Source organism: Rubrivirga sp. SAORIC476 (assembly GCF_002283555.1).
Lineage (GTDB): Bacteria > Bacteroidota > Rhodothermia > Rhodothermales > Rubricoccaceae > Rubrivirga.
Genome location: NZ_MVOI01000003.1, coordinates 1557270 through 1579306, shown reverse-complemented (window position 1 = coordinate 1579306; position 22037 = coordinate 1557270). Strand labels below are relative to the sequence as shown.

Annotated in this window: 17 protein-coding genes; 9 read left to right on the top strand and 8 right to left on the bottom strand. The window is 73.2% G+C overall.

The genetic code is table 11. The features are described from left to right. Positions 1 to 23: 23 nt before the first annotated feature. The 8 genes from B1759_RS08460 (at position 24) to B1759_RS08425 (ending at position 9799) form a co-directional block, all read left to right on the top strand. Entirely contained in the window at positions 24 to 1169 is a 1146-nt protein-coding gene (locus tag B1759_RS08460; RefSeq protein WP_095514573.1) for an FtsW/RodA/SpoVE family cell cycle protein, read from the top strand. 52 nt (positions 1170 to 1221) lie between these two features. Continuing rightward, positions 1222 to 2388: an undecaprenyldiphospho-muramoylpentapeptide beta-N-acetylglucosaminyltransferase gene (gene murG / locus B1759_RS08455; protein WP_198948792.1), complete on the top strand. Its 1167-nt coding sequence runs from the start codon at positions 1222 to 1224 to the stop codon at positions 2386 to 2388. Then, positions 2385 to 3830, top strand: coding sequence for a UDP-N-acetylmuramate--L-alanine ligase (gene murC / locus B1759_RS08450; protein ID WP_095514572.1), 1446 nt, complete (start codon positions 2385 to 2387; stop codon positions 3828 to 3830). The genes murG and murC overlap by 4 nt, the downstream gene beginning before the upstream one ends. Next, positions 3830 to 4681 (top strand): cell division protein FtsQ/DivIB, encoded by an 852-nt coding sequence (locus tag B1759_RS08445; RefSeq protein ID WP_095514571.1) that lies wholly within the window; start codon positions 3830 to 3832, stop codon positions 4679 to 4681. Before murC ends, B1759_RS08445 begins: the two co-directional genes overlap by 1 nt. Before the next feature lie 20 nt (positions 4682 to 4701). Next, complete coding sequence (gene ftsA / locus B1759_RS08440) at positions 4702 to 6045, top strand: cell division protein FtsA (RefSeq protein ID WP_095514570.1); 1344 nt, start codon at positions 4702 to 4704, stop codon at positions 6043 to 6045. A 112-nt stretch (positions 6046 to 6157) separates the two neighbouring features. Further along, entirely contained in the window at positions 6158 to 7435 is a 1278-nt protein-coding gene (gene ftsZ / locus B1759_RS08435; RefSeq protein WP_095514569.1) for a cell division protein FtsZ, read from the top strand. A 225-nt stretch (positions 7436 to 7660) separates the two neighbouring features. Then, positions 7661 to 9448 (top strand): hypothetical protein, encoded by a 1788-nt coding sequence (locus tag B1759_RS08430; protein ID WP_095514568.1) that lies wholly within the window; start codon positions 7661 to 7663, stop codon positions 9446 to 9448. Between the two features lie 57 nt (positions 9449 to 9505). Further along, complete coding sequence (locus B1759_RS08425; RefSeq protein WP_095514567.1) at positions 9506 to 9799, top strand: DUF721 domain-containing protein; 294 nt, start codon at positions 9506 to 9508, stop codon at positions 9797 to 9799. 36 nt (positions 9800 to 9835) lie between these two features. On the opposite strand, the gene B1759_RS08420 is transcribed toward B1759_RS08425, so the two are convergent. The 4 genes from B1759_RS08420 to B1759_RS08405 form a co-directional block, all read right to left on the bottom strand. After that, complete coding sequence (locus tag B1759_RS08420; RefSeq protein ID WP_158225181.1) at positions 9836 to 12136, bottom strand: TonB-dependent receptor; 2301 nt, start codon at positions 12134 to 12136, stop codon at positions 9836 to 9838. 138 nt (positions 12137 to 12274) lie between these two features. Further along, on the bottom strand, positions 12275 to 12799 hold the full coding sequence (locus B1759_RS08415) for a hypothetical protein (protein WP_095514565.1): 525 nt from the start codon (positions 12797 to 12799) through the stop codon (positions 12275 to 12277). A 2-nt stretch (positions 12800 to 12801) separates the two neighbouring features. Next, positions 12802 to 14154 carry a lipopolysaccharide assembly protein LapB gene (locus B1759_RS08410; protein WP_143537313.1) on the bottom strand — a complete coding sequence of 451 codons (1353 nt, stop codon included), beginning with the start codon at positions 14152 to 14154 and terminating at the stop codon, positions 12802 to 12804. Between the two features lie 114 nt (positions 14155 to 14268). Beyond that, a complete protein-coding gene (locus B1759_RS08405) occupies positions 14269 to 16536 on the bottom strand; it encodes a DUF4331 family protein (protein WP_095514563.1) in 2268 nt (755 codons plus the stop codon). Positions 16537 to 16720: 184 nt separating this feature from the next. Between B1759_RS08405 and B1759_RS08400 the strand changes: the two genes are divergently transcribed. Then, positions 16721 to 18757, top strand: a complete 2037-nt coding sequence (locus B1759_RS08400) for an ATP-binding protein (RefSeq protein ID WP_158225180.1) — start codon at positions 16721 to 16723, stop codon at positions 18755 to 18757. Positions 18758 to 18806: 49 nt separating this feature from the next. Here B1759_RS08400 and B1759_RS08395 read toward each other — a convergent pair whose 3' ends face one another. Genes B1759_RS08395 through B1759_RS08380 form a run of 4 tightly spaced genes read right to left on the bottom strand, consistent with a single transcriptional unit; the run spans position 18807 to position 21980 of the window. Then, positions 18807 to 19520: a triacylglycerol lipase gene (locus B1759_RS08395; protein WP_095514561.1), complete on the bottom strand. Its 714-nt coding sequence runs from the start codon at positions 19518 to 19520 to the stop codon at positions 18807 to 18809. A 57-nt stretch (positions 19521 to 19577) separates the two neighbouring features. Next, the gene (locus B1759_RS08390) at positions 19578 to 20258 is read right to left on the bottom strand and encodes an ABC transporter ATP-binding protein (protein WP_198948790.1); all 681 of its coding nucleotides are present in this window, start codon (positions 20256 to 20258) and stop codon (positions 19578 to 19580) included. Continuing rightward, positions 20245 to 21474, bottom strand: coding sequence for a hypothetical protein (locus B1759_RS08385; RefSeq protein WP_143537311.1), 1230 nt, complete (start codon positions 21472 to 21474; stop codon positions 20245 to 20247). Before B1759_RS08385 ends, B1759_RS08390 begins: the two co-directional genes overlap by 14 nt. Beyond that, a complete protein-coding gene (locus tag B1759_RS08380; protein ID WP_095514559.1) occupies positions 21471 to 21980 on the bottom strand; it encodes an NUDIX domain-containing protein in 510 nt (169 codons plus the stop codon). The genes B1759_RS08385 and B1759_RS08380 overlap by 4 nt, the downstream gene beginning before the upstream one ends. Positions 21981 to 22037: the final 57 nt, after the last annotated feature.

Sequence of the window (22037 nt, the reverse complement as noted above, 5' to 3'; positions counted from 1 at the left end):
ACCGAGGCAGCCCTCCTCGCTTCATGTCCACCGCTACCGCTGCTCTCCCGCGCCGTCCGGCCGACCGGGCCGTGATCTGGGCCGTCCTCGCGCTCTGCGCGATGGGCGTGCTGGCGGTGTACTCGGCGGTGTCGTTCCTGGCCGAGACCAAGTCTGGCGGCGACACCGAGGCGTTCCTGTTCCGGCACCTCGTGCGCGTGGCGCTGGCGCTGGGCGTCGCGGGCGCGCTGTCGCTCGTCAACTACCGCTGGCTGGCGAAGCTGTCGAAGGGCGCCATGATCGGCTCGCTGGGATTGCTGGTGCTGGTGCAGGTGCTGGGCGCGGTGACCAACGGCGCGCAGCGCTGGCTGGAGCTGGGCCCGATCTCGTTCCAGCCGTCCGACGTGGCGAAGGTGGCGCTCGTCCTGCACGTGGCCGTGCTGCTGTCGAAGAAGCAGGACTACATCGGCGACTTCGTGCGCGGCTTCGTACCGCTGCTGGTCTGGATCGCGCCGACGGTGCTGCTCATCGGCATGGAGGACCTGTCGACGGCGGCCGTGCTGTCGATGACGATGGGCGTGATGCTGTTCGTGGGTCGCGTGCGGCTGCTTCACATGGTCTCGGTCGGGCTCATCGGCGCGGTGCTGGCGGTCGGCTTCCTGGCGTCGAGCCCGCAGCGGGCCGCGCGGCTGGAGGCGTGGACCGGCCTGGAGCTGTTCGCCTCCAACGACGACGCCGTCGAGATCTCGAGCGACGACGAGAACTACCAGGCCGACCAGGCGCGCATCGCCATCGCCATGGGCGGCCTGACGGGCGTCGGGCCGGGCAAGAGCGTCCAGCGCGACTTCCTGCCGGCGCCCTACAACGACTTCATCCTGGCCATCATCGCCGAGGAGTACGGGCTGGTGGGCGCCTTCGTGGTGCTGTTCGTGTTCGTCTGGATCCTCGGCCGCGGCTTTCTGCGCGTCGCCCGTGGCGCGCCCGACCCGCTCGGCCTGTTCCTCGCGACCGGGCTGACGACGGCTGTGGTGCTGGGCGGCTTCGTCAACGCCATGGTGACGTGCGGGCTGCTGCCCGTGACCGGGCTGGCCATGCCGTTCGTCAGCTACGGCGGCACCTCGATGCTGGCGACCGGCGCGATGGTCGGCATCCTGCTCAACGTGTCGCGCCACGCCAAGCCCTCCTCGTGACCCTCCCTCGTGCGGGCGCATTGCAATACGCCCGGACCGACCTCGCCTCTTCGTGACCCCCACTCCCTCCGCCTCGACTGCCACGCCGACCGGCCTGCCCGCCGGGACGCCACGCGTGCTGTTCGCCTGTGGCGGGACGGGCGGGCACGTGTACCCCGCCATCGCCATCGCCGACGCCGTCCGCCGCCTCCGGCCGGACGCCGCGGTGGCGTTCGCAGGCACGCGCGACCGGATGGAGTGGGAGGCGGTCCCGAAGGCGGGCTACCCGATCCGCGCGATCACCGTGAGCGGTTTCCAGCGCGGCCTCTCGGCGAGCGCGATCGCACGCAACCTGACCTTCCCGTTCAAGCTCGTCAAGGGCCTCTGGGAGAGCTGGCGGCTGGTGGGCTCCTTCGACCCCGACGTGGTCGTGGGCACGGGTGGCTACGCGAGCGGGCCGGTCGGGCTGGCGGCGTCGCTGCGCGGGCGGCCGCTCGTGCTGCAGGAGCAGAACGCCTACGCGGGCGCGACCAACAAGCTGCTCTCGGGCCGCGCCGACAAGGTGTTCCTCGCCTTCGAGGCCGCCGTCCCGTACTTCGACGGCGCCGAGACGGCCATCTCCGGCAACCCGGTCCGCCAGGACCTGCTCGACGTGGACGCCGCCGAGGCGCGCGCGCACTTCGACCTCCCGGCCGACGCCCGTGTGCTGCTCGCCATGGGCGGGTCGCTCGGCGCCGGCCCGCTCAACGGCGCCCTGAAGCTCCACCTCGACGCCCTCCTCGCCGACGAGCGGACGGTCGTGATCTGGGCCGCGGGCAAGCGCTACTACGACACGCTGCGGGCGGCCGTCCCCGACCACCCGCGCCTCCGGCTCGTCCCCTACCTCGACCGGATGGACCTCGCCTACGCCGCGGCCGACCTCGCGCTGTGCCGCTCGGGCGCCATCACCTGCTCGGAGCTGGCCGTCACCGGCACGCCGTCGGTCCTCGTGCCGAGCCCCAACGTGACCGCCGACCACCAGACCAAGAACGCGCTCGCGCTCTCCGAGGCCGGCGCGGCCGTGCTCCTGCCCGAGCCCGACCTCGCCAGCCAGTTCGAGGCCGTCGTCGTCCCGCTCCTCCACGACCCCGCCGCGCGCCAGTCCATGACCGAGGCCGCCCTCGCCATCGCGCGGCCCGAGGCCGCCACCACCATCGCCGAGGCCGTCGTGGCCCTGGCGGACGCCGCCCCGACCCGATGACCGAGATCCGCAAACTGGGAGAGATGGGCACCGTCCGCCGGATCCACATGGTGGGGATCGGCGGCATCGGGATGTCGTCCATCGCGGAGGTGCTCATCAACCGGGGCTTCCTGCTCTCCGGCTCCGACCTCAAGAAGAGCGACGTGACCGCGCGCCTGGAGTCGCTCGGCGCCGTCGTGCACGAGGGCCACGCCGCCGAGCACGTCGCCGACGCCGACGTGGTCGTGTACTCGTCGGCGGTGAAGCACCCGGAGGAGAACCCGGAGACGGCCGAGGCGATGCGGCGGCTCATCCCCATCATCAAGCGCTCCGAGATGCTCGGCGAGCTGATGCGCGCCAAGCGCGGCGTCGGCATCGCGGGCACGCACGGCAAGACGACCACCACCACGATGGTCGGCCTGATGGCGCAGCACGCCGGGCTGGACCCTACCATCATCGTCGGCGGCAAGGTGGCCGTGTTCGGCTCGAACGCGGTCTCCGGCGGCGGCGAGATCATCGTGGTCGAGGCAGACGAGTACGACCGGACCTTCCTCCGGCTGGCGCCCATCGTGGCGGTCGTGACCAACATTGAGGCGGACCACCTCGACATCTACGAGGACCTGGAGGACATCAAGGACGCCTTCGTCCAGTTCGCCAACTCGGTCCCGTTCTTCGGCGCCGCCATCCTGTGCCTCGACGACGAGAACGTGCGGAGCGTGCTCGGGCGGATCCACCGGCCCGTCCGCACCTACGGCACGAGCCGCCAGGCGTCGCTGCGCGCCGAGAACATCGAGCAGGTGGCAGCCACGACGCAGTTCGACGTGTTCGAGGGCACCGACCGGCTGGGCGGCATCACGCTGCACGCGCCGGGCCTGCACAACGTCCGCAACGCGCTCGCGGCCGTGGCCGTCGGGCTGGAGCTGGGCGTGCCGTTCAAGACCATCGCCGAGGGGCTCTCCCAGTACGCGGGCGTCGACCGCCGCTTCCAGGTCAAGGGCGAGGCGCCGCTGACGCAGGACGGCGAGACGGGCACCGTGCTCCTGGTGGACGACTACGCCCACCACCCGACCGAGATCGAGGCCACGCTGGCCGCCGCCGCCAAGGGCTGGGCCGATCGCCGCATCGTGGCCGTCTTCCAGCCCCACCTCTACAGCCGCACCCGCGACCTCGCCGCCGAGTTCGCCAACGCCTTCTACGACGCCGACGTGCTGGTCGTGACGGACATCTTCCCGGCCCGCGAGGAGCCCATCGAGGGCATCTCGGGCCAGATGGTCGCCGACCTCGCGCGCCAGTTCGGCCACCGCGACGTCCACTACGTGTCGCAGAAGGGCGCGCTCCCGGCGCACCTTCAGAGCCTCGTCCGCCCCGGCGACCTCGTCGTCACGATGGGCGCGGGCGACGTGTGGCGCTTTGGCGAGGCCTTCCTGGAGGCCGTCCACACCACCACCCCCGAGGTCTCCTGATGGCCACGCGGACCAAAGAGCAGCGGATCGCACGGCGGCGCAAGCTCCTCCGGATCGTGGGGGGGACGCTGCTCGTGCTCGTGCTCGGTGCCGCCTGGATCTGGCAGCGGACCCTCCCGCTGGAGCGGGTCGAGGTGGCCGGGGCCGTCCACGCGCCCACCGCCGAGGTGGTCGCGCTCACGCATGCCGTCCCGGACTCGGTGGCGCTGTTCTCGCTCTCGCCCGCCCTCATCGCCGACCGCGCACAGCGGCATCCGTGGGTCGAGTCCGCCACGGTCCGCCGCCTGCCGACGGGGACGCTGCGGATCGCGGTCGAGGAACGCGTGCCGGTCGTGCTCGTGCTCGACGGGACCGGCCGGCCGAGCCACTTCCTCGACGCGGAGGGCTTCGCGATGCCCGTCGCCGCGGCCTCGCCCGCGCTGTTCGACGTGCCGGTGCTCACCGGTGCGCCGCCGTACCACCCCGCGCAGCCCGTCGCGAGCGACCACCTCCGGTCGTTCCTCGCCGCCCTGGACCGCGCCGACGAGGCCACCCAGGCGCTCGTGTCGGAGGTCCAGTGGGGCCGCCGCGCGACGCTCTGGACGACGCCCGTCGCCGAGCACGGCAGCCTCCCCGTCCGCCTCGATCCCACCGGCGACACGGCCGACCAGCTCCGACGCCTGCGTGCCTTCTGGGACCAGGCCATCCTTCCTCGTCCCGAGGTCCGCTTCGAGACCGTCGACCTCCGCTTCCGCGGGCAGGTCGTGACGCGCGAAGCCGACCCCGACGCCCCGACCGTCCCCCCCGACTCGACCGCGACCCCGCCCGCCTCGGCTGAGGCCCCGGCGGCGTCCGCGACGCCCTCCGCTTAACTCACGCTTCCCCCAACACCATGCCCCACCCGGACCGCACCCCCTCCACCGGCGACCGCGTCGTCGTCGGCGTCGACATCGGCACCACCAAGATCTGCGCCGTCGTGGCGTCGGCCGACGACCTCGACCGCATCCACGTCCGCGGCGTCGGCGTGGCCGAGTCCGAAGGCCTCAACCGCGGCGTCGTCGTCAACATCGACAAGACCGTCGAGGCCGTCAAGAAGGCCATCGCCGAGGCCGAGCACGCCTCCGGCGTCGAGGTCCAGTCCGTCGTCGTCGGCATCGCGGGCGACCACATCCAGAGCTTCCAGAGCCGGGGCGTGATCACGGTCTCGGGCGGCGAGATCGACCGCAACGACGTGCTCCGCCTGCTGGAGGACACCAAGCACGTCGCGATGCCCGCCGACCGCGAGATCCTGCACGTGCTGCCGCAGGAGTTCATCGTGGACGGCCAGGACGGCGTCGCCGACCCGATCGGCATGAGCGGCGTCCGGCTGGAGGCGAACGTGCACATCATCACCGGGCTCGTGAGCGCGGCGAAGAACGTGTACCGCTGCATCGAGAAGGCGGGCTTCGCCGTCGACGACATCGTGCTGGAGCCGCTGGCGTCCAGCCACGCCGTCCTCCACGACGACGAGAAGGAGGTCGGCGTCGTGCTCGTCGACATCGGCGGCGGCACGACCGACATCGCCATCTTCGAGGACAAGACGATCCGCCACACGGCCGTGGTGGCCGTGGCCGGCAACAAGGTCACCGACGACCTCCGCAAGGGCCTCGGCATCCTGCACGACCAGGCGGAGCGCCTCAAGCACGAGTTCGGCGTGGCGCTGGTCGACATGGTGGCCGAGGACCGCGAGATCCAGATCCCTGGCATCGGCGGTCGGCCCGACAAGTCGATCGGTCAGTCGACGCTGGCGCAGATCATCCAGCCGCGGCTGGAGGAGATCCTGGAGTTCGTCGCCATCGAGATCAAGCGCTCCGGCTACGGCCGCCACCTCTCGGCGGGCGTGGTGCTCACCGGCGGCGGCGCGCTGATCCCCGGCACCGCCGAACTGGCTGCCGAGATCCTCGGCCTGGAGGCCCGCGTCGGCCGCCCGCTCGGCCTGGCCGGCGGGCTGGTCGAGGAAGTCGACGACCCGAAGTACGCGACGGGCGTCGGCCTCGTGCTGCACGGGCTGCGCACCGGCGCCGGTCGCGGCGCCTCGCTCCTCGCCGCCGACCCCGAGCCGGCCACCCCGCTGGCGATGGCTGCCGACGCCCCTGGCCTGCCCGCAGAGGCACATGGGGACGGCTACGACTCGGACCCCGACGGGCTCGTCAACAAGATCGCCAGTCGCATGCGGAGCTGGTTCGACGAACTCTAGCCTCCTTTATCCACACCTCTCGTCGGCAGGGCTGCGGAGCCGGTACCTTACCGGTTGTCCTGCCGACGATCCCACCCAACCCTGGCAAGACACCCCATCCCGGAGGGAACTCATGGACGATTTCAGCACCCGATTCACGTTTGACGACGACGCGCAAGACACGGCCCTCATTCGGGTCGTCGGCGTCGGTGGCGGTGGCGGCAACGCCGTCAACAACATGCTCACGAAGGGCATCCACGGCGTCGAGTTTGTCGCCATCAACACGGACGCCCAGGCGCTCCAGGCCAACCAGGCGCCCAGCAAGATCCAGGTCGGCCGCGGGCTGACCAAGGGCCTCGGCGCGGGCGCGCGGCCCAGCGTCGGCGCGAGCGCGGCGCAGGAGAGCGAGCGCGAGATCCAGGAGGCCCTCGACGGCTGCGACATGGTGTTCGTGGCCGCCGGCATGGGCGGCGGCACCGGCACCGGCGCGGCGCCCGTCGTGGCCGCGATGGCCAAGAAGATGGGCATCCTGACGGTGGCCGTCGTGACCAAGCCGTTCACCGCCGAGGGGCGCAAGCGCTCCCGGATGGCCGAGCAGGGCATCGAGGCGCTCCGCGAGGTCGTGGACACGCTCATCGTGATCCCGAACGAGCGCCTGCTCGACGTCGCCGACGACGACACGACGCTCGTGGAGGCCTTCGAGATGGCCGACGACGTGCTCTACAACGCCACGCGTGGCATCTCGGAGCTGATCACGGTCCACGGCCTGATCAACCTCGACTTCGCCGACATCCGCACGACGATGCTCGACGGTGGCACGGCGCTCATGTCGAGCGCCATCGCGAGTGGCGACAACCGGGCCGGGCGCGCGGCCAAGGAGGCCATCTCCAGCCCGCTCTTGGACGGTATCTCGATCTCGGGCGCCCGCAACGTGCTCGTCAACATCACGGCGGGCATCGACCTCGGCGTCCGCGAGGCGACCCAGGCCACCTCCGTCATCCAGATGGAGGCGGGCGACGAGGCGGAGGTCATCTTCGGCACGGTCATCGACGAGACGTTGGGCGACGCCCTCCGCGTGACGGTCATCGCGACGGGCTTCGACCAGGCCGCGCGGGGCGCGGAAGACGAGGTCCCGGAGGCGCGCCCGCGTGTGGTGCTCGGCACCGGCGACGGCGCCCCGCCCTACAAGGGCGAGGACAACCTGCGCACGCTCGACGTGCCCGCCTACGAGCGCCGCTCGCCGCAGCCGCATCGGTCGCGCGAGGACGAGGAGGTCTCAGGGCGCACTGGCGAGGCCCCGCGGCCCGGCAACATCCGCCCGCTCCCGACGCCGCCTGGCACGCCGCGCCGCGAGCGCATCAACAAGGACGACACCGACGTGCCCGCCTTCCTCCGTCGCATGATGGACTAGGGCACGAGCCGCCCGCCGCCGACGTTCTCGTGGCGTCGCTCGGTGTGACGGACCCCTGACACCCGCCGTCCCGATCCTCTGGGCCGGGGCGGCACCGATCCCCCCGGACAACTTCGCCAGGGTTGTCCTGAGGCCCCGCCGGTTCTCCGCCCGGCGGGGCCTCTTCTGTCTGGCCGGCATGGCGAACGCGAGGGCGGGCCGTGCGTACTCTCGGCCGACCTCCCCATGTCCGTGCCGATCCTGACGACTCTCCGGCTCTCCGTCCTCGCCCTCGCGGCCGTGCTCGCCGTGGCGCCGCTGGCGGCTCAGGCGCCCCGATCCGCGCAGCCGGCCTCGGGCGCACCGTCGGCCGACTCGGTCGCCGTCGCGGACTCGACCGCCGTGCCTGCCTCGGTCGCGGTGCCTCGGGGCCCGTTTCCGCCGCTCGACCCCACGCTGGCGGGCGTCGTCTGGAGTGCCCCCAGCGACGCCGAGGCGGCCATCGCCGACCTGGAGGCCATGCACCAGGTGGGCGTCCGTGCCGTGCGGACGGAGTTGATCGCGGAGACGGCCGTGCTGGACGCCGCCAGCCGGCTCGGGATCGCCCTCTGGCAGGACCTGCCGGTGGAGGGACTCCCCGCGGCCTTCCTCCTGCGCCGCACCCGTGACGCCACGCGCCTGCTGACGGAGGCGCTGGACCGCGCCCGTCCCTACCCGGCGGCCCGTCACTTCGGCCTCGCGCAGTCGTCCGACACGAGCGACCCGCGCGTCCGCCCCTACTTCGAGGCGCTGACGGCCCTGGCGCACGACCGCGGGGCGCCGGGCACGAGGACGTACTACGTGAGCCGGTTCGTCGAGGACGACCGCGCGGCACAGACCGTGGACCTCGTGCTGGTGGACGCCCGGGAGAGCGCGCCCGTGGAGACGCTTCGCCGGTGGCGCGCCCGCCGCGACACGCCGGTCGGGCTGGCCTCGTTCGGCGTGGGCGTCCGGCCCGGGCAGCCGGGGGGCTGGCGCACGCTCGGCACGGAGGCCGCCCAGGCGCGCACGCTCGAGAACGTCTTCGGGGACCTCCTCGGCCTCTCCGACCCGCCCGCTGCTGCGTTCGTCTACCGCTGGCGCGACGCCGACGCCGACCGCATCGAGCGCGACCAGCGCTCCGAGGTCACCGGCACGCGCTTCGGCCTGCTGGGGGAGGGCGACGAGCCGCGTCCCGCGCTCCGCGTGGCGAGCGGCTTCTGGACGGGCGCCCAGCGCGTGTTCGCGTTCGACGCGGGCTCTGAGGCGCGGCAGGAGCGCCGCGCGTCGCCGCTCCTGCTGATCGGGTGGGGGCTCGTGCTCGGCCTCGGGCTGTTCTACGCCGGTGCGCCGCGCCTCAGTTCGATGGCGCCGCGCTACTTCGGCCGCCGCGACCTGTACCGCGAAGCCGTCCAGCGCGGGTTCGACCTGTCGGCCTTCGAGACCTCCGGCCTCGCCGTCGCGCTGGCCCTGTCGGCCGGCGTCGTCGGTACGTCCGCGCTGCGGGCGCTGGCGCGGACCGACGCGCTGGTCGCGGCCACGGCGTCGTGGTCGCTCGACGGGCAGGCGCGGCTGACGGGTCTGCTCGGCCAGCCGCTGACGCTGGTAGCCGTCCTCGCGCTTGCGTACGGCGCGTGGCTGCTGCTCACGATCATCTGGCTGAACGTCGTGACGGGACGGCGGCGGCTGCGCCCGGCGCAGGCGCTCTCGCTGGCCGTGTGGTGCCGCTGGGGCTGGCTCCCGCTGATGGTGGTGTCGCTCCTGCTCGGCAGCATCGACGCGGGCCTCGCCACCGTCCTGGCGCCGACGGTCCTGGGGGTCGGCCTGCTGATCGAGGTCGTGGCGGGCTACAAGATGATGTGGGATCTCCAGGCGGTGACCTACGCGCCGCCCGCCCGCGCCGTATTGCTCGGGTTCGGGCTCCCGTTCCTGCTGGCCGTCGTGGGGCTGATCGCGCTGGGCGTCACGTCGAGCGACGAGGTCGGCTTCCTGTGGCACCTCGCGACGCGCGGGTAGGCGGGGCGTCCGAGAAGCGGTACCCTTCGGCCCCCCTGCCCGATCCTCCATCCCCCGATGGCCTCCAAGAATCAGCCCCAGCCGCTCGGCGCCGTCCTGTCGGACCTCGTGGACCGCTACGGCTACCGCGAGCGGTTCGACGCCGCGCGGGCGGTCGAGGCGTGGCCGATCCTCGCGGGCGAGGCCATCGCGGGCGTCACCGAGCAGGTCTGGATGCGGCACGGGACGCTCTACGTCAAGGTCCGCTCGGCGCCGTGGCGCCAGCAGCTCCAGTTCCAGCGCGACGCATGGCGCGTGCGGATGAACGAGCACCTCGGCCGCGAGGTCGTGGACGAGGTGCTGTTCCGGTAGCGCCCGCCTCGGTGCCGAGGCGGATGCTCTGAGGGGCTACAGCCGCACCGACGCCGTCAGGCGGACGCTCCGCGGCGGGACGGGGTGGATGTGGAGGTCGTCCACGCCCGCGGCGGGCTCGCCGGGCAGGCGCGAGGCGTAGAAGTAGCTCACGTCGGCGGCGTCGGAGTCGAGCAGGTTCAGCACGTCGGCCGAGAGCGCGACGCGCCCGACGCGGGTGCCCACCTTCGCGCCGAGCAGCGTGGAGGCCGCGGCCGTCACCGCGCCGTCGGCCGTGAGCGGGCGGGGGCCGAGGTGGCGGACCTGCAGGCTCGCCATCCAGCCGTCGGGGCGGCCGAGGTACACGCCGCCCGTGACCACACGGCCGAGCGAGTTCTCGATCCGGTCCTCGCCCTCGGGCACGTCGAGGAAGCGCGAGCGCGTCAGCGCCACGTCGAGGGCGAGCTGGAGCCAGTCCGTGGCGACGAGGTAGTTGGCCCACTCCACGCCGACGTGGCGGCTGGCGTCGCTGGCCTCGGTCCCGCCCGCGTCGCCGACGAACACCAGCTCCGAGTCGAGCCCGATGGCCCACAGCGAGACCGTCGACTGCAGCCCGGCCACGGCGGCCGTGCGGACGCCCACCTCGGCGGCGCGCGTCCGCACCAGCGGGTCGACCGGGTCCACGGCCGCGCCCGAGGCGGGATCGACCGTGATGACGGTGCCGCGGGCGTCGTTGCTGTGGTAGCCCAGCCCGGCGTTCAGGTAGACTTCGGTATCCGCCCACGGCCCGAGCACGAGTCCCGCCTTCGGGCTCGCGAGGGCCGCCGTCCGCGTGCCCGAGTTGGCCGCCTGGTCGCTCGCCACGTCGAACCGGAAGGCGTCGCCGCGCAGTCCGAGTGTGGTCCGGATGGCCTCGGTCCACCGCGTCTCGACCTCGCCGTACACGCCCGCGTTCGTCTCCGTGACGGCGTCGTCGCGGACAGTCCCGATCCGCTCGCGGGCCTGCGTCCGGTAGAGCCCGACGCCCAGGATCTGGTCGTGGCGGACGCCCGCGCCCAGCGTGACGCGGCTGCTCCGCCCGAGCCCCGCAATCCGCCAGTCGCGCGCGAGGTCGGCGCCGCCATAGACGCGGCGGTCCTCCTGCTCGAACTGGTCGCCGCGGTCGGGGTCGTCGAGGAAGTAGGTGAAGTTGGAAAACAGGTTGAGACTGTAGAACGCCGCGTAGGCGGTCGCCCGCGTCGCGTCGCCCGTGTCGGAGGTCCGCGTCCAGCGGCCGACCAACGTGGCGCGGCTCGTGGTGCCGCCGACCGTCGGGTCGACGGTGCCCAAGCGGTCGTAGAGGCCGGGCACGGCGCGGCTGGCGATCTGGTCGGTCGCGTCCCAGTCGTTGTGGTAGGCCAGGGCCGTCAGCGACACGCCGTCGCGCGCGGTGCCCGTCGTGTAGCGGGCCATGCCGCTCAGCAGCGTCCCGTTCTCCGGGTTGACCCACGGGCCGTCGGTGACCTGCCCGCGGACGGCCCCCAGGATGGTGCCGTCGCCGACCGAGGCGGACCCGGCCACGAGCGCGGCGGCCGTCTCGTCCGAGCCCGCCTCGGCCTGCACGAGCGGCGCGTCGAGGCGGCGCACCAGGCGGATGTCGGCCCGGCCCGCCGTCGAGAAGTTGCCGCCGGAGGCACCCTGCGGCCCCTTCGCGAACGCGACCTCCTCGACCAGTTCGGGGATCAGGAAGTTGAGGTCGAGGTAGCCCTGGCCGTGCGCGTGCGTCGGCAGGTTGAGCGGGACGCCCTCGACGGACGCCGCGAAGTCGGTGCCGTGGTCCAGGTTGAAGCCGCGCAGGAAGAACTGATTCGCCTTGCCCGACCCGCTGTGCTGCGTCACGATGGCGCCCGGGATCGTCTCCAGCACCTCGCCGACGCGCAGCAGCGGCCGCTGCGCCAGCTGTGTCTGCCCGACGAGCCCCTCGGACGCGCTCCCGGCGGTGCCGACCAGGTTGACGGCGCGCCCCTCCACGACCACCTCGCCGATTCGAATGTCGATGGCGGCGAGTCGGAGCACGGCGCGCGTCGTCGCGTCCGCCCCCACGTCGGCGGTATGCCGGGCCTCCTCGTAGCCGACGGTCGAGGCGCGGAGAACGTGCGTGCCGATGGGCACGGCATCGAGGAAGAACCGGCCCTCAGCGTCGGTGACGGCCCCGCGGTTGAGGTCTGGCAGGGAGACGTTGGCGGCGGCCAGCGGGGCGCCAGTGTCGGCGTCGAGAACCACGCCGGCGAGGGTGCCGGTGGCCTGGGCGAGGGCGCTCCCGGAGAGTAGGAGGGAGAGGGAGAGGAGCCGCGTGAGGCGGCGGAGAGAGAGAGGCATCGGTCGAGAGATCGGGTAGGGAGGGGCGTCGCGCCCGGGCGTCCGGGCACAGATCGTTTGGCCGGGCACGTCGCCCGGCATCGGGCCGAAGCACCTCGCTCCGGCCATCGAGTCCCATCCACTCACCGGTGGACGGGCTCAGCTCCGCCCGATCGGTGGGGGTGTCTCTACGGTGCGGTCGACGGACGCTCCGGCCTCGGGCGGCTCGTCGACGGCGGCGACCGAGGCGGGGGGAGCGGGCACCGCCGTCGGCGCCGGCACCCGGTGCTTGTCGAGCGACAGCGTCGGGGGCACGGACGGCTCCGGCGCCGGCGCGTCGTGAGCGTGCAGCACGCCCTCGTGAGCACGGCGTCCGTCGGCTCCCCGCAGGCCCGCGTGGATCACGGGCAGCGTCGCGCGGACGTGCTCGCTCGCGTCCTCCGGGTCGTCCGTCGCCTCCGGGCGCAACGTCGTCAACGCCGGGCCCTCCTGCGGCTGCTCGACGACGAGCGTCGGCGCAGCCAGCGGCAGGCCGGGGTCGAGCGCGAGGTGGGGGAGGAGCGTCCAGCCCTGCCCGGTCGGCGTGGTGCCGAAGGCCACCAGGTAGCCTGCCACCACGAGCGCCACCGCGCCCACGCGCAGGGCGCGGGCGGTGAGGGGACGGCGTGTCGGGCGGCGGGCCATCGCTAGCGCGCGGCGCTGGTCGCGCGGACCGTCGCACCGGTGCCGAGCGACGCCAGCAGCGTCTGCGCCTCGGCGGCCGTGCTCGGGCTCTCGACCTCCAGGTGGCCGTCCAGCGCGAGCTGCAGGTGGCGGGCCGCCTCGGCGGTCTGCCCGGCAGCCTCGTAGATGCGCGCGGCGCGGTAGTGGACCATCGCGTCGCCCGTGCCGAGGCGCATCGCGCGCTCGATGTAGGGGATGGCCGCCTCGGCGTCGCCCGTCTTCATGAGCGCCCAGGCGTACGTCTCGTTGGCGTGGAGGTGGCCGGGGCGGCGGGCCTGCTGCTCGCGCGCCATCGTCAGGACGCGGTCGAGGTCGCGGTCCTGGTCGGCCAGGAAGTCCGCCTCCTCCATGTCCACCACCTCGCCCATCTCGCGGGCCGCCAGCAGGGCCTGGTGGACGCGCTCGGTGGCGGCGTCGGCCTTGCGAGTGTCTCCGGTGGCCGTGTAGGCCTCCACGAGCAACTCGTCGATCATCTCCAGCGGCTGGAGCGCCCGCGCCTCTTCGAGCTGGCGGACCGCCTCGGCGGCGTCGCCGCGGACGAGGGCGACGTGGCCCAGCCCGGCGAGGGCGGGGGCGAAGCCAGGCCGCTCTTCGAGGATGCCCTGGTAGATGAAGGCCGCCGTGTCGGGCTTGGCGTCGCCGAGGTAGAGAGAGCCGAGCTGGTAGAGCGCCCAGGCGCGCTCGGGGCGGCCCGAGGCCCCGGCGTCCGCCGCGAGGCGCATCGCGTCGATGGCGCCCGGCGTGTCGCCGTACAGCTCGCGGATGTAGCTGGCGCGCGAGTAGGCCGGCAGGCCGGGCTTCAGGCCCTGGAGGCGGTCCGAGACCTCGACGGCCTCGTCATACTCGCCCAGCTCGACCAGCGCGTCGATGAGCGTGCCGTGTGTGTAGGCGTGGTACGGGTAGTCCTCCAGCAGGTCGCGCGACAGGTCGCGGGCGGCCTCAAACTGGTGGAGCACGTTGAGGAGCGACGCCTGGAGGGTCCGCGCGTAGTAGTGGTCGGGCTCGCGCTCGATGGCCTCTGCCAGCAGCTCGCGCGCCTCGGGGATGGTCTCGCCCTGCGTGCCGCGCTCCGTGCCGAGCTGGAGCAGCGCGTGCGCGAGGCGGACCCGCGGCTCGACGGCCTCGGGCTCGCGGCGGAGTACCGCGCGGTAGTAGTCGACCGCCGCCTCGGCGTCGTCGAAGGTGTCGCCGGGGGCGATCTGGGCACGGTCCGGCGGTAGCGGGGCAGGCTCGCGGGAGAGCCACACGAACGCCACCACGGCGACGGCGGCGACCACGAGGCCAAGGGCCAGGAGACGGGCGGTAGTGGAAGACATAAAGAGAGGAGCCAGGGAGACGAGACGGTCGAAAGAAGGGGGGCGGAGCGTTACACCCCGCCCCCCCTGGAGTTGCCGACGACCGGGAGTCGTCGGCGGAGTCCTACGGGTCCGCTAGCGGACGACGGTCGCTCGCTTCGTGGCCACCAGCTCCCCGTCCACCATCAGGCGGTAGAGGTAGGTGCCCGCGGCCAGCGAGGTCGTGTTCCACGGCAGGTCGTGGGTACCCGGCTGGAACTGGCGGTCGGCCAGCGTCTGGACGCGGCGGCCCTGGACGTCGTACACGTCCACGCGGACCGTGCCCGAGCGCGGCAGCTGGAACCGGACCGTCGAGGTGGCGGCGGCCGGGTTCGGGAAGCTCTGATCGAGGATCAGGCCCGAGGGGGCACCCACACCGATGCCGCTCGACGTCGGGAAGTTGGCGGCCGGCGCCGAGGCCGTCAGCTGCTTCACGTAGTCGTAGCCGTTGTGCGGGTTGGCGAGGAACGGGAAGTCGCTCCGGATCGGGAGGTCGTTCTGCGTCGGACCCGCCAGGAAGGCCAGCTCGGTGAGCGTGCGCGGCGTGATCAGGCCACCGTCGGCGTAGTCGCTGCCGGTGAAGTCGTCCTCGAGGACGCCGACCGCGGTGAGCACCAGCCCGCCGACGGCCTGGAGCGCGATGCCGGTCACGTCATCCTCCAGGCGGCGCCCGTTCGGGAAGCCGTCCATGTGAGGCATGAACTCGACGTTCGTGTTGGCGAAGTCCGGCACGGTGAGGCCGATGGCCGCCGCGCGGATGAGCCCGAGGCGGGCCCAGTTCGTGAACTCCTCCGAGGACCGGTCGGTCGTCGGCGTGGCCATGTTCAGGCGGAGCATGTCGCCGCCGTAGAGGCCGTCGCCCGGCACGCTGGTGACGGGCAGGAAGTTGTGGATGAACGGCTTGCCCTGCGTGAGGGGGTTGCCGCCCGTCTTCCCGGTCACGAGCTGGTACGGGGCCAGGTTCGGGACGCCGAAGTAGAAGATCGGGAACACGTCCACGAGGCGCGGCTGGTTGTCACCGGCGAGCGCGGTCACGCTGCCGTCACCCAGCGGGCGGAGCGGCGCGATGCTGTCGTCGAAGGCGGTCCCGGCCACGAACTCCGCCGGCACGTCGCCGGCCACGATGGCCTCGACGATGTCGTAGACGCCGTCGAAGTCGGTCGAGCCGTCGACGAAGTTGGTGTTGAAGTTGAAGCCCGCCGAGCCGTCGCCGTCGAGGTCGCCGAAGACGCCCGCGAGCGAGTTCGCCTGGATCTTGAGCGGGTCGCTCAGGCCCGGCACCGCGGCTCCGAACTGGCCGTTGCCCATGTAGAGGCCCAGCTCCGGGTTGGCGAAGTACTGGATGAAGTCCTGCTCGGCCTGCGAGTAGGGCGACGTGTAGTTCCAGTAGTCCTTCTGGCCGATCGGGATGATGGCCTCGTTGGTCAGCGGCATCCCGAGGCGGGAGACCTGCACGAACGGGCCCGTCTCGATGGGCTTCGGGTTGGCCGGGTCCGCGGAGAGCGTCCGGACGCGGCGGCGCGAGGCCGAGGCCCAGACGCCGATCACGTAGTTCGGGTCGAGGATCGACTCGGCCTGGTCGACCGTCTGGCCGTCCTTCTGCAGGTTCTCGATCGGCACCTTGATGACGAGCGAGTGCGTGTTGAAGCCCGCCACGGCGTCGCGCGCGTTGTCGGGGTTGGAGGCGTCGCTGCCGAACTGGGAGCGGACGCCGCCCAGGTCGAAGATGCCGCCGAGGTCGACGAAGAACGGGTCGTCGCGAGGACCGGCGAAGACGGTCTCACCCGTGGACGCCTGGACGACGGCCGACTGCGTGAGCTGCTCGTAGGTCGTGCCGAGGCCTGCGCCCGACTCGATGGAGCGGGGCCCGATGTTCGCCGGCGGCGTCGGGCCGTCGGTCACGATCGTGGTGAACGACTGGCCGCCGTTGGTGCTCTTCTCGAGCGTGTAGCTCGTGTTGAGGTTCTCCGCGCCGAGGCGGATGTTGAAGAAGGTCGACGGGTCGCCGTTGTTCTGCTCGAACGTGAAGCGGTAGGTCACGTCGTCGGTCGCCGAGCCCAGCGCGCCGGCCGAGGTCTGGTTCTTGACGTGGATCTCGTACCGGATGTTTTCGCCGAAGTGGGCGTAGTTCGGGCCGCCCTCGGGGAGCGACAGTGGGATGTAGTTGGCGACGAGGATGACGCTGCCGTCGTCGGTCGGGTCGCGGAAGGCGTAGACGTCCGTGTTGTCGGCCAGCGGGTCGTCGGCGATCAGCGGCGCCTCGCGGTGACTGGAGGCGTCAGAGAACGGGGGGGCGAGCAGGCCGGCAGTCAGAATCAGACCGGCCGTCGCGGCCCCCGTGAGGAGGGTGCGCAAAGGACTCATGGAAGAGGGAGGAGGGAGAAAGGAAAGCGAGACCCCTAAGTAGGGGGGTGATCGCCGGGAGCGGAAGCCCATAGGTTGTTCATTCCTTGCTCACTTCCGTAGGATGAATCCTGACTCTCGCGTCGGATACCTGTATTCTGCACCTCTCCGTCATGGTTCTCCTGATTTGCCTCTCTGTATTTGCATGCCTCCCTCAACGCTAGGTGACCGGCTGGACCAGCGTCGTCACCGCCGGTTTGTCGGCCGCGCCGCTGAGCGGAGCCGCCTGACGACGGCGTTCGCCGATGCCGACTCACCCGTCGCGGTGGTCCACGTGTACGGGCCGGGGGGCATCGGCAAGAGCGCGCTGCTGGACGAGGCTGCCCGCCTCGCGGTGGCCGCGGGCCGGGGCGTCGCTCGGATCGACGGGCGCGACGTGGAGCCCGCTCCGGCGTCGTTCGCCGCCGCCGCCCATGCCGCGCTGGACGCCCTCGGGGACGGTCCGCGCGTCCTCCTCGTCGACACCTTCGAGCCGATCCAGGCCCTCGACGGGTGGCTGCGTCGCCGCTTCGTGCCGTCCCTCCGCGCCACCGACCTGATCGTCGTCGCGGGCCGCGTCCGGCCCGCCGCGGAGTGGCGGGCCGACTACGCCGACGCCGTCCTGCTGCTGCCGCTCCGCAACTTCGTCCGGGCGGACGCCGAGGCGTTCCTGGAGGCGCGCGGCCTCGCGCCCGAGGCGTGCGGGCCCGTCCTCGCCTTCACCCACGGCCACCCGCTCGCGCTCGCGCTCGCCGCCGAGCACGCGCGCCAGCCCGGCGCGGCCGCCTTCGACCCCTCCCACGCGCCCGACCTCCTGGCCGACCTCCTGGCGCGCTTCGTGGAGGCCGTTCCATCACCTGCCCACCGGGCCGCCCTGGAAGCCGCCTCCGTCGTCCGCTCGCTGACCGTGCCGCTGCTGGCGGCCCTCCTGGAGGCGACCGACCCGGGGCCAGACCCCGACGCCCTCTTCGCGTGGCTCCGCGACCTCGCCTTCGTGACCTCCGACGCGGACGGGGTCTCCCTCCACGACGTCGTCCGGGAGACGGTCGAGGCGGACCTCGGCTGGCGGGATGGCGCGCGCCACGCGCGTCTGCAGGCCCGCGCCCGGCAGTTCTTCGCCGACGCTCTCCAGGCGGCGCCCACGCCCGGCGCCCGGCACCTCGTCCTCGCCGACTTCCTCCACCTGTACCGACACCACCCGGTGGCGGGGCCGCTCCTGGCTCGCCTCCGCTCGGCCTGGGCGGATGCCGAGATCGACGCGGCCGTCCCGCTCGCCGAGGGTGAGGTCCCCACCCTCCGCGCGCTCGCGGCCACCCACCTCGGCGACGCCGAGGCGGACCGGGTCGCGGGTTGGCTGGACCGACGGCCGGAGGCTGCGGAGGTGTACCACACGCGTAGCGGCGGGGTGGCCGGTTTCCTGCTCACGCTCCCGCTGGAAGATCTCGACCCCGGTGCGCGGTCCGCAGACGCGGTCACGGCAGCCGTGTGGGAGGCGGTGTCCTCCCGGCTGCGCGAGGGTGAGACCGCCCTCCTGTTCCGCTGCTGGGTGGATGCCGAGGCGGGGCAGGGCGTCTCGGCCGTGCAGGCACTCGTGTTCGCGCGCACCGTCGAGCGCTACCTCACCGAGTCGGGGCTGGCGGCGTCGGTCCTCCTCACGACCGAGGCCGACCTCTGGGGAGCGGTGCTCGGTCTCGCCGGGCTGTCGCGCTGGCCGGACGCCGAGGCGCCCGACGGCCCGGCCGCCTTCGGCAAGGACTGGCGGGCGACGCCGCCACACGCGTGGCTGGATGCCCTGGCGTCCCGGGCCCCGTCCGAGCCTCCGCCCCCGCCCGCCCGCGAGGCCGTGGTGGTGCTCTCCGAGGAGGCCTTCACGGAGGCCGTCCGAGACGCCCTCCGGGCGTACGCCCAGCCGCACCAGCTCGCCGCGAGCCCGCTCCTGCGAGCCCGCCTCGTGCGCGAGCGAGGCGGCGACCCGGTGGAGGCCCTCCGCGCCCTCATCGACGAGGCGGCCGCCGAACTGGCGCGCGGCGGTCGCGAGCAGCGCTACTTCCGTGCGCTCGACCGGACCTATCTCCACCCGGAGCCGACCCAGGCCGACGCCGCCGAGGCGCTCGACCTGCCCTTCTCCACCTTCCGGCGCCACCTCGGGCGCGGCATCGACCACGTCGTGTCTGTCCTCTGGCGCGCCGAGGTGGGCGGGTAGAGACGGGGCGCGCGAGGAGGCGAGAGGCCCCGCTGCAGGCCTTATCGCCTCATCCTGCCAGCGCCTCGGCGCAGGCTGCGTCCGAGGCGCCCGCCAGCTCGCCCGTGGCGAGGAAGCCCTTCACGCGCTCCATCACGGAAGGGCGCATCATGAGGACGGTGTGGCCCGAGGCCACGACGGCGTGTGCGGCACCCTCCAGACACGTCTCCTCGACGGCCACCTTGCCGTCGCGCTCGCCTGCGATCACGGCCACCTCGACGCCCGGCGGCGGCCCGAGGTCAGCGGCCGTCCCGCCGGTCGTCCGCAGCTCGCGGATGGGGGGCAGCGCCCAGCCAACCCAGCGCGCCCAGCGGTCGGCGGAGTGGGCGCCCTGGTTCGGAGGCGCCAGCAGCACCGCGCGCCCCGCCGCCTCGGGCGGGTCGTGGACGAGCAGCCAGCGGATCACGACCGTCCCGAGGCTGTGGCCCACGAAGTGGACGCGGGAAGCGGGCTCGTCGGCCAGCGCGGCGTCTACCTCGGCGTCCACCTGGGCGCCGATCTCGGCCACGCTCGGGCCCTGGCTGTTGTAGCCGACGTTCAGGACGCGGTAGCCCGCGCGCCGCAGCGAGATGGCCATCGGCGCCATCGACAGCGCCGAGCGGCCCATGCCGTGGACCAGCACCACCAACTCGCGCGGCGCGGCGTCGGCCGGGCGGACGCTCGCGCACGCGGTCAGCGCGAGGAGAGGGAGGAGCAGGACGAGCGGGCGGAGCAGGCGGGTCATGTGGCACCCTACGGGCGAGCGAGGCTGCTGGTCTGGTACAGATGCACCACCCGACCCCTATCTCCCCAGGTCCAGCCTCTCGTCGCAGAGCCGGTCCAAGAGGTCGGAGCGGTGGCTGGAGAGAACCACCAGCCCGCCGCCGTCGCGGAAGGCCGCCAGCAGGTCCACGACCGCCTCGGTGGCCTCGGTGTCGAGGGCGCGAAACGGCTCGTCGAGCAGCAGCACCGCCGGCGCGCCGCAGAGCGCCGCGGCGACCTGCGTCTTGCGCGTCATCCCGGCCGAGTACGTCCGCGTGAGGGCGTCGCGGCGCTCGTCGAGGCGGACCGCGTCGAGCAGCGCCGCGTGGCGTGCGGGCGCGTCCGCGTCCCAGGTGCCGCGCTCGCGCGCGATCCACTCCAGCGTCTCCACGCCCGTCAGGTAACCCGGCAGATCGGGCCGGTCGTGGACCACGCCGACGCTCGACAGGAACGCATGCGGTCGGTCGTGCACGTCCCCCTCGGCGTAGCGGACCGTGCCGGTCGTCGGCGCGCTCAGCGCGGACAGCACGCGGAGCAGCGTCGACTTGCCCGAGCCATTCGGCCCGACGAGGGCGGTCGCGGTGCCGGGCGCGAACGCGTGCGAGAGGTCGCGCAGCACGATCGGGCCGAACAGGTACCGTTTCGTGACGCCCTCCACGACGAGGGACCGCTGCCGGTCCGGGGCGACGGTCAGAAGCGAGGCGAGGTCAGGCGACGGCACGGCGGAGGCGGAAGCGAGCGAACGAGGTCACGGCGACCGCGCTGGCGGCGGCGGCAAGGAGGTAGGCGGCCGTCCACAGGCCGACGGCGGCCCAGCCGAGGTCGGCCAGCCAGACGAGCAGCAGCAGCACCGCCACCAGCGGCGGCAGCCAGCGGACGTTCATGAGGAAGCGGGCGACGGTCCACCGGACGGTCCCTCCGAATCGGCGCGTGGCCTCGGCCGGGAGCATGTGGTCGTCGGCGGTCAGGGCGATGGCGCCGTTGAGTCCGAGGACCGTGAGCGCGAGCGCGGCGGCGGCGGCGGCGTGCGCGCCGGTCAGGTAGACGAGCGCACCGAGCCCCAGCCCGAGCGCGGCGAGGCGCCCGAGCGGCAGGCGCCGGTCCAGCGACACCAGCCCCGCCCACACCGCCGGACGGACCGACGGCGGCGCCCAGTACACCGCATCCACGCGGATCGGCTCGCGGCCGTCGACCTGCTCGACCTGCCGGAAGGCGTCCGCCCAGACGCCGTGGGAGGTCCAGAACGCGCGGTCGAACGTCGGCCCGAGGCGGACCGTGAAGGCCGCGGCGAGCAGCAGCAGAGCGACGGGCGCGACGAGCGTCGCCAGACCGCTCCCGATCGCCTCGCCCACGATCGAGAGGACGGCACCGACGACGAACACCTCGCCCGTGCGGAGAAGGCCCGGCACCATCGCATCGGGCACCTGGAAGCGGAAATAGGGCGTCTTCTGCTCGATCGCTTTCTGGTAGCCCGCGCGGTACCACCGACCGGCTTCTTCGCGCTCCCACACGCGCGCGGTCGGCCCCAGCGCGGCCGTCCGCGCGAAGGCGTACAGCCCGATGGCGAACACCGACAGCACGCCCTCGGCCATCTGCAGCGTGTCTGCGCCCGCGATCCCGGCGGCCGGCGCCGCGGCCAGCGCCACGAGCGGCAGCCACCGGCCGAGCTGGTATCGCAGCAGCCGCTCCGGCCCGGGGTTCGAGAGCTGGAGTCGCGCCGCCACCGCCGCCGGGTAGAGCACGTGCAGCACCCCCACGCCCATCGCGGCCGACACCAGGATGCCGATGTAGCGGATGAGGTGGGCCCGCGCGACCGGGTCGGCACCGTCCGCCGCCGAGGCGCCGAGCGCGACCAGCACGGCGGCACCGGCGAGCCACGCCACGACGCGTAGCCGCCGGCTCGCCGGACCGAGGGAGCCGGGGAGCAGGGTGCTCATCGGTACGTGCCCAGGTAGACCGTGCCCTCGGGGAAGCCCGCGCGGGCGTCGGCGGCGAGGCGCCCGGCGAAGGGCTCGGGGTAGAGCGTGAGCGCGTCCAGCTCGTCGAACGGGATCAGGCGGAGCTGACGCAGTAGCTGGGCGTCGGCGGGCAGCTCGGGGTCGCTTCCGAGGCGGGCCGTGTCGAGGCCGGGCGCGCGGCACTCGACGTAGAACGAGACCGCGTGCAGCGGCGGGCGGACGAAGTCGAGCACGTACCGCACCGCGCCCACCTCGGCGTCGAGGCCGGTCTCCTCGCGGACCTCGCGGCGCAGCGCCTCCGCCAGCGACTCGCCGAACTCGACGCCCCCGCCCGGCGGCGTCCAGAACGGCCGCTCCTCCCAGATCCCGGAGTGCTCCGCCAGCAGGACGGCCGTCGGCGCCTCGGCGTCGTCGAACAGCAGCGCGCCCACGCGCACGCGGACGTGCCCGGCGAGGCGGTCGGGGATGGACGAGGGGGAGGGCACCGTTGTTGAGGAGGAGAATGGAGGGGCGAGGGAGGTCTACGGACGCCAGAGCATCCG

What these genes read in the sequence shown, in the direction of transcription:
- B1759_RS08460 (WP_095514573.1), top strand. Translation starts at nt 24, where the DNA reads ATGTCCACCGCTACCGCTGCTCTCCCGCGCCGTCCGGCCGACCGGGCC.
- murC (WP_095514572.1), top strand. Translation starts at nt 2,385, where the DNA reads ATGACCGAGATCCGCAAACTGGGAGAGATGGGCACCGTCCGCCGGATC.
- B1759_RS08445 (WP_095514571.1), top strand. Translation starts at nt 3,830, where the DNA reads ATGGCCACGCGGACCAAAGAGCAGCGGATCGCACGGCGGCGCAAGCTC.
- ftsA (WP_095514570.1), top strand. Translation starts at nt 4,702, where the DNA reads ATGCCCCACCCGGACCGCACCCCCTCCACCGGCGACCGCGTCGTCGTC.
- ftsZ (WP_095514569.1), top strand. Translation starts at nt 6,158, where the DNA reads ATGGACGATTTCAGCACCCGATTCACGTTTGACGACGACGCGCAAGAC.
- B1759_RS08430 (WP_095514568.1), top strand. Translation starts at nt 7,661, where the DNA reads ATGTCCGTGCCGATCCTGACGACTCTCCGGCTCTCCGTCCTCGCCCTC.
- B1759_RS08425 (WP_095514567.1), top strand. Translation starts at nt 9,506, where the DNA reads ATGGCCTCCAAGAATCAGCCCCAGCCGCTCGGCGCCGTCCTGTCGGAC.
- B1759_RS08420 (WP_158225181.1), bottom strand. Translation starts at nt 12,136, where the DNA reads ATGCCTCTCTCTCTCCGCCGCCTCACGCGGCTCCTCTCCCTCTCCCTC.
- B1759_RS08415 (WP_095514565.1), bottom strand. Translation starts at nt 12,799, where the DNA reads ATGGCCCGCCGCCCGACACGCCGTCCCCTCACCGCCCGCGCCCTGCGC.
- B1759_RS08410 (WP_143537313.1), bottom strand. Translation starts at nt 14,154, where the DNA reads ATGTCTTCCACTACCGCCCGTCTCCTGGCCCTTGGCCTCGTGGTCGCC.
- B1759_RS08405 (WP_095514563.1), bottom strand. Translation starts at nt 16,536, where the DNA reads ATGAGTCCTTTGCGCACCCTCCTCACGGGGGCCGCGACGGCCGGTCTG.
- B1759_RS08400 (WP_158225180.1), top strand. Translation starts at nt 16,721, where the DNA reads ATGCCTCCCTCAACGCTAGGTGACCGGCTGGACCAGCGTCGTCACCGC.
- B1759_RS08395 (WP_095514561.1), bottom strand. Translation starts at nt 19,520, where the DNA reads ATGACCCGCCTGCTCCGCCCGCTCGTCCTGCTCCTCCCTCTCCTCGCG.
- B1759_RS08385 (WP_143537311.1), bottom strand. Translation starts at nt 21,474, where the DNA reads ATGAGCACCCTGCTCCCCGGCTCCCTCGGTCCGGCGAGCCGGCGGCTA.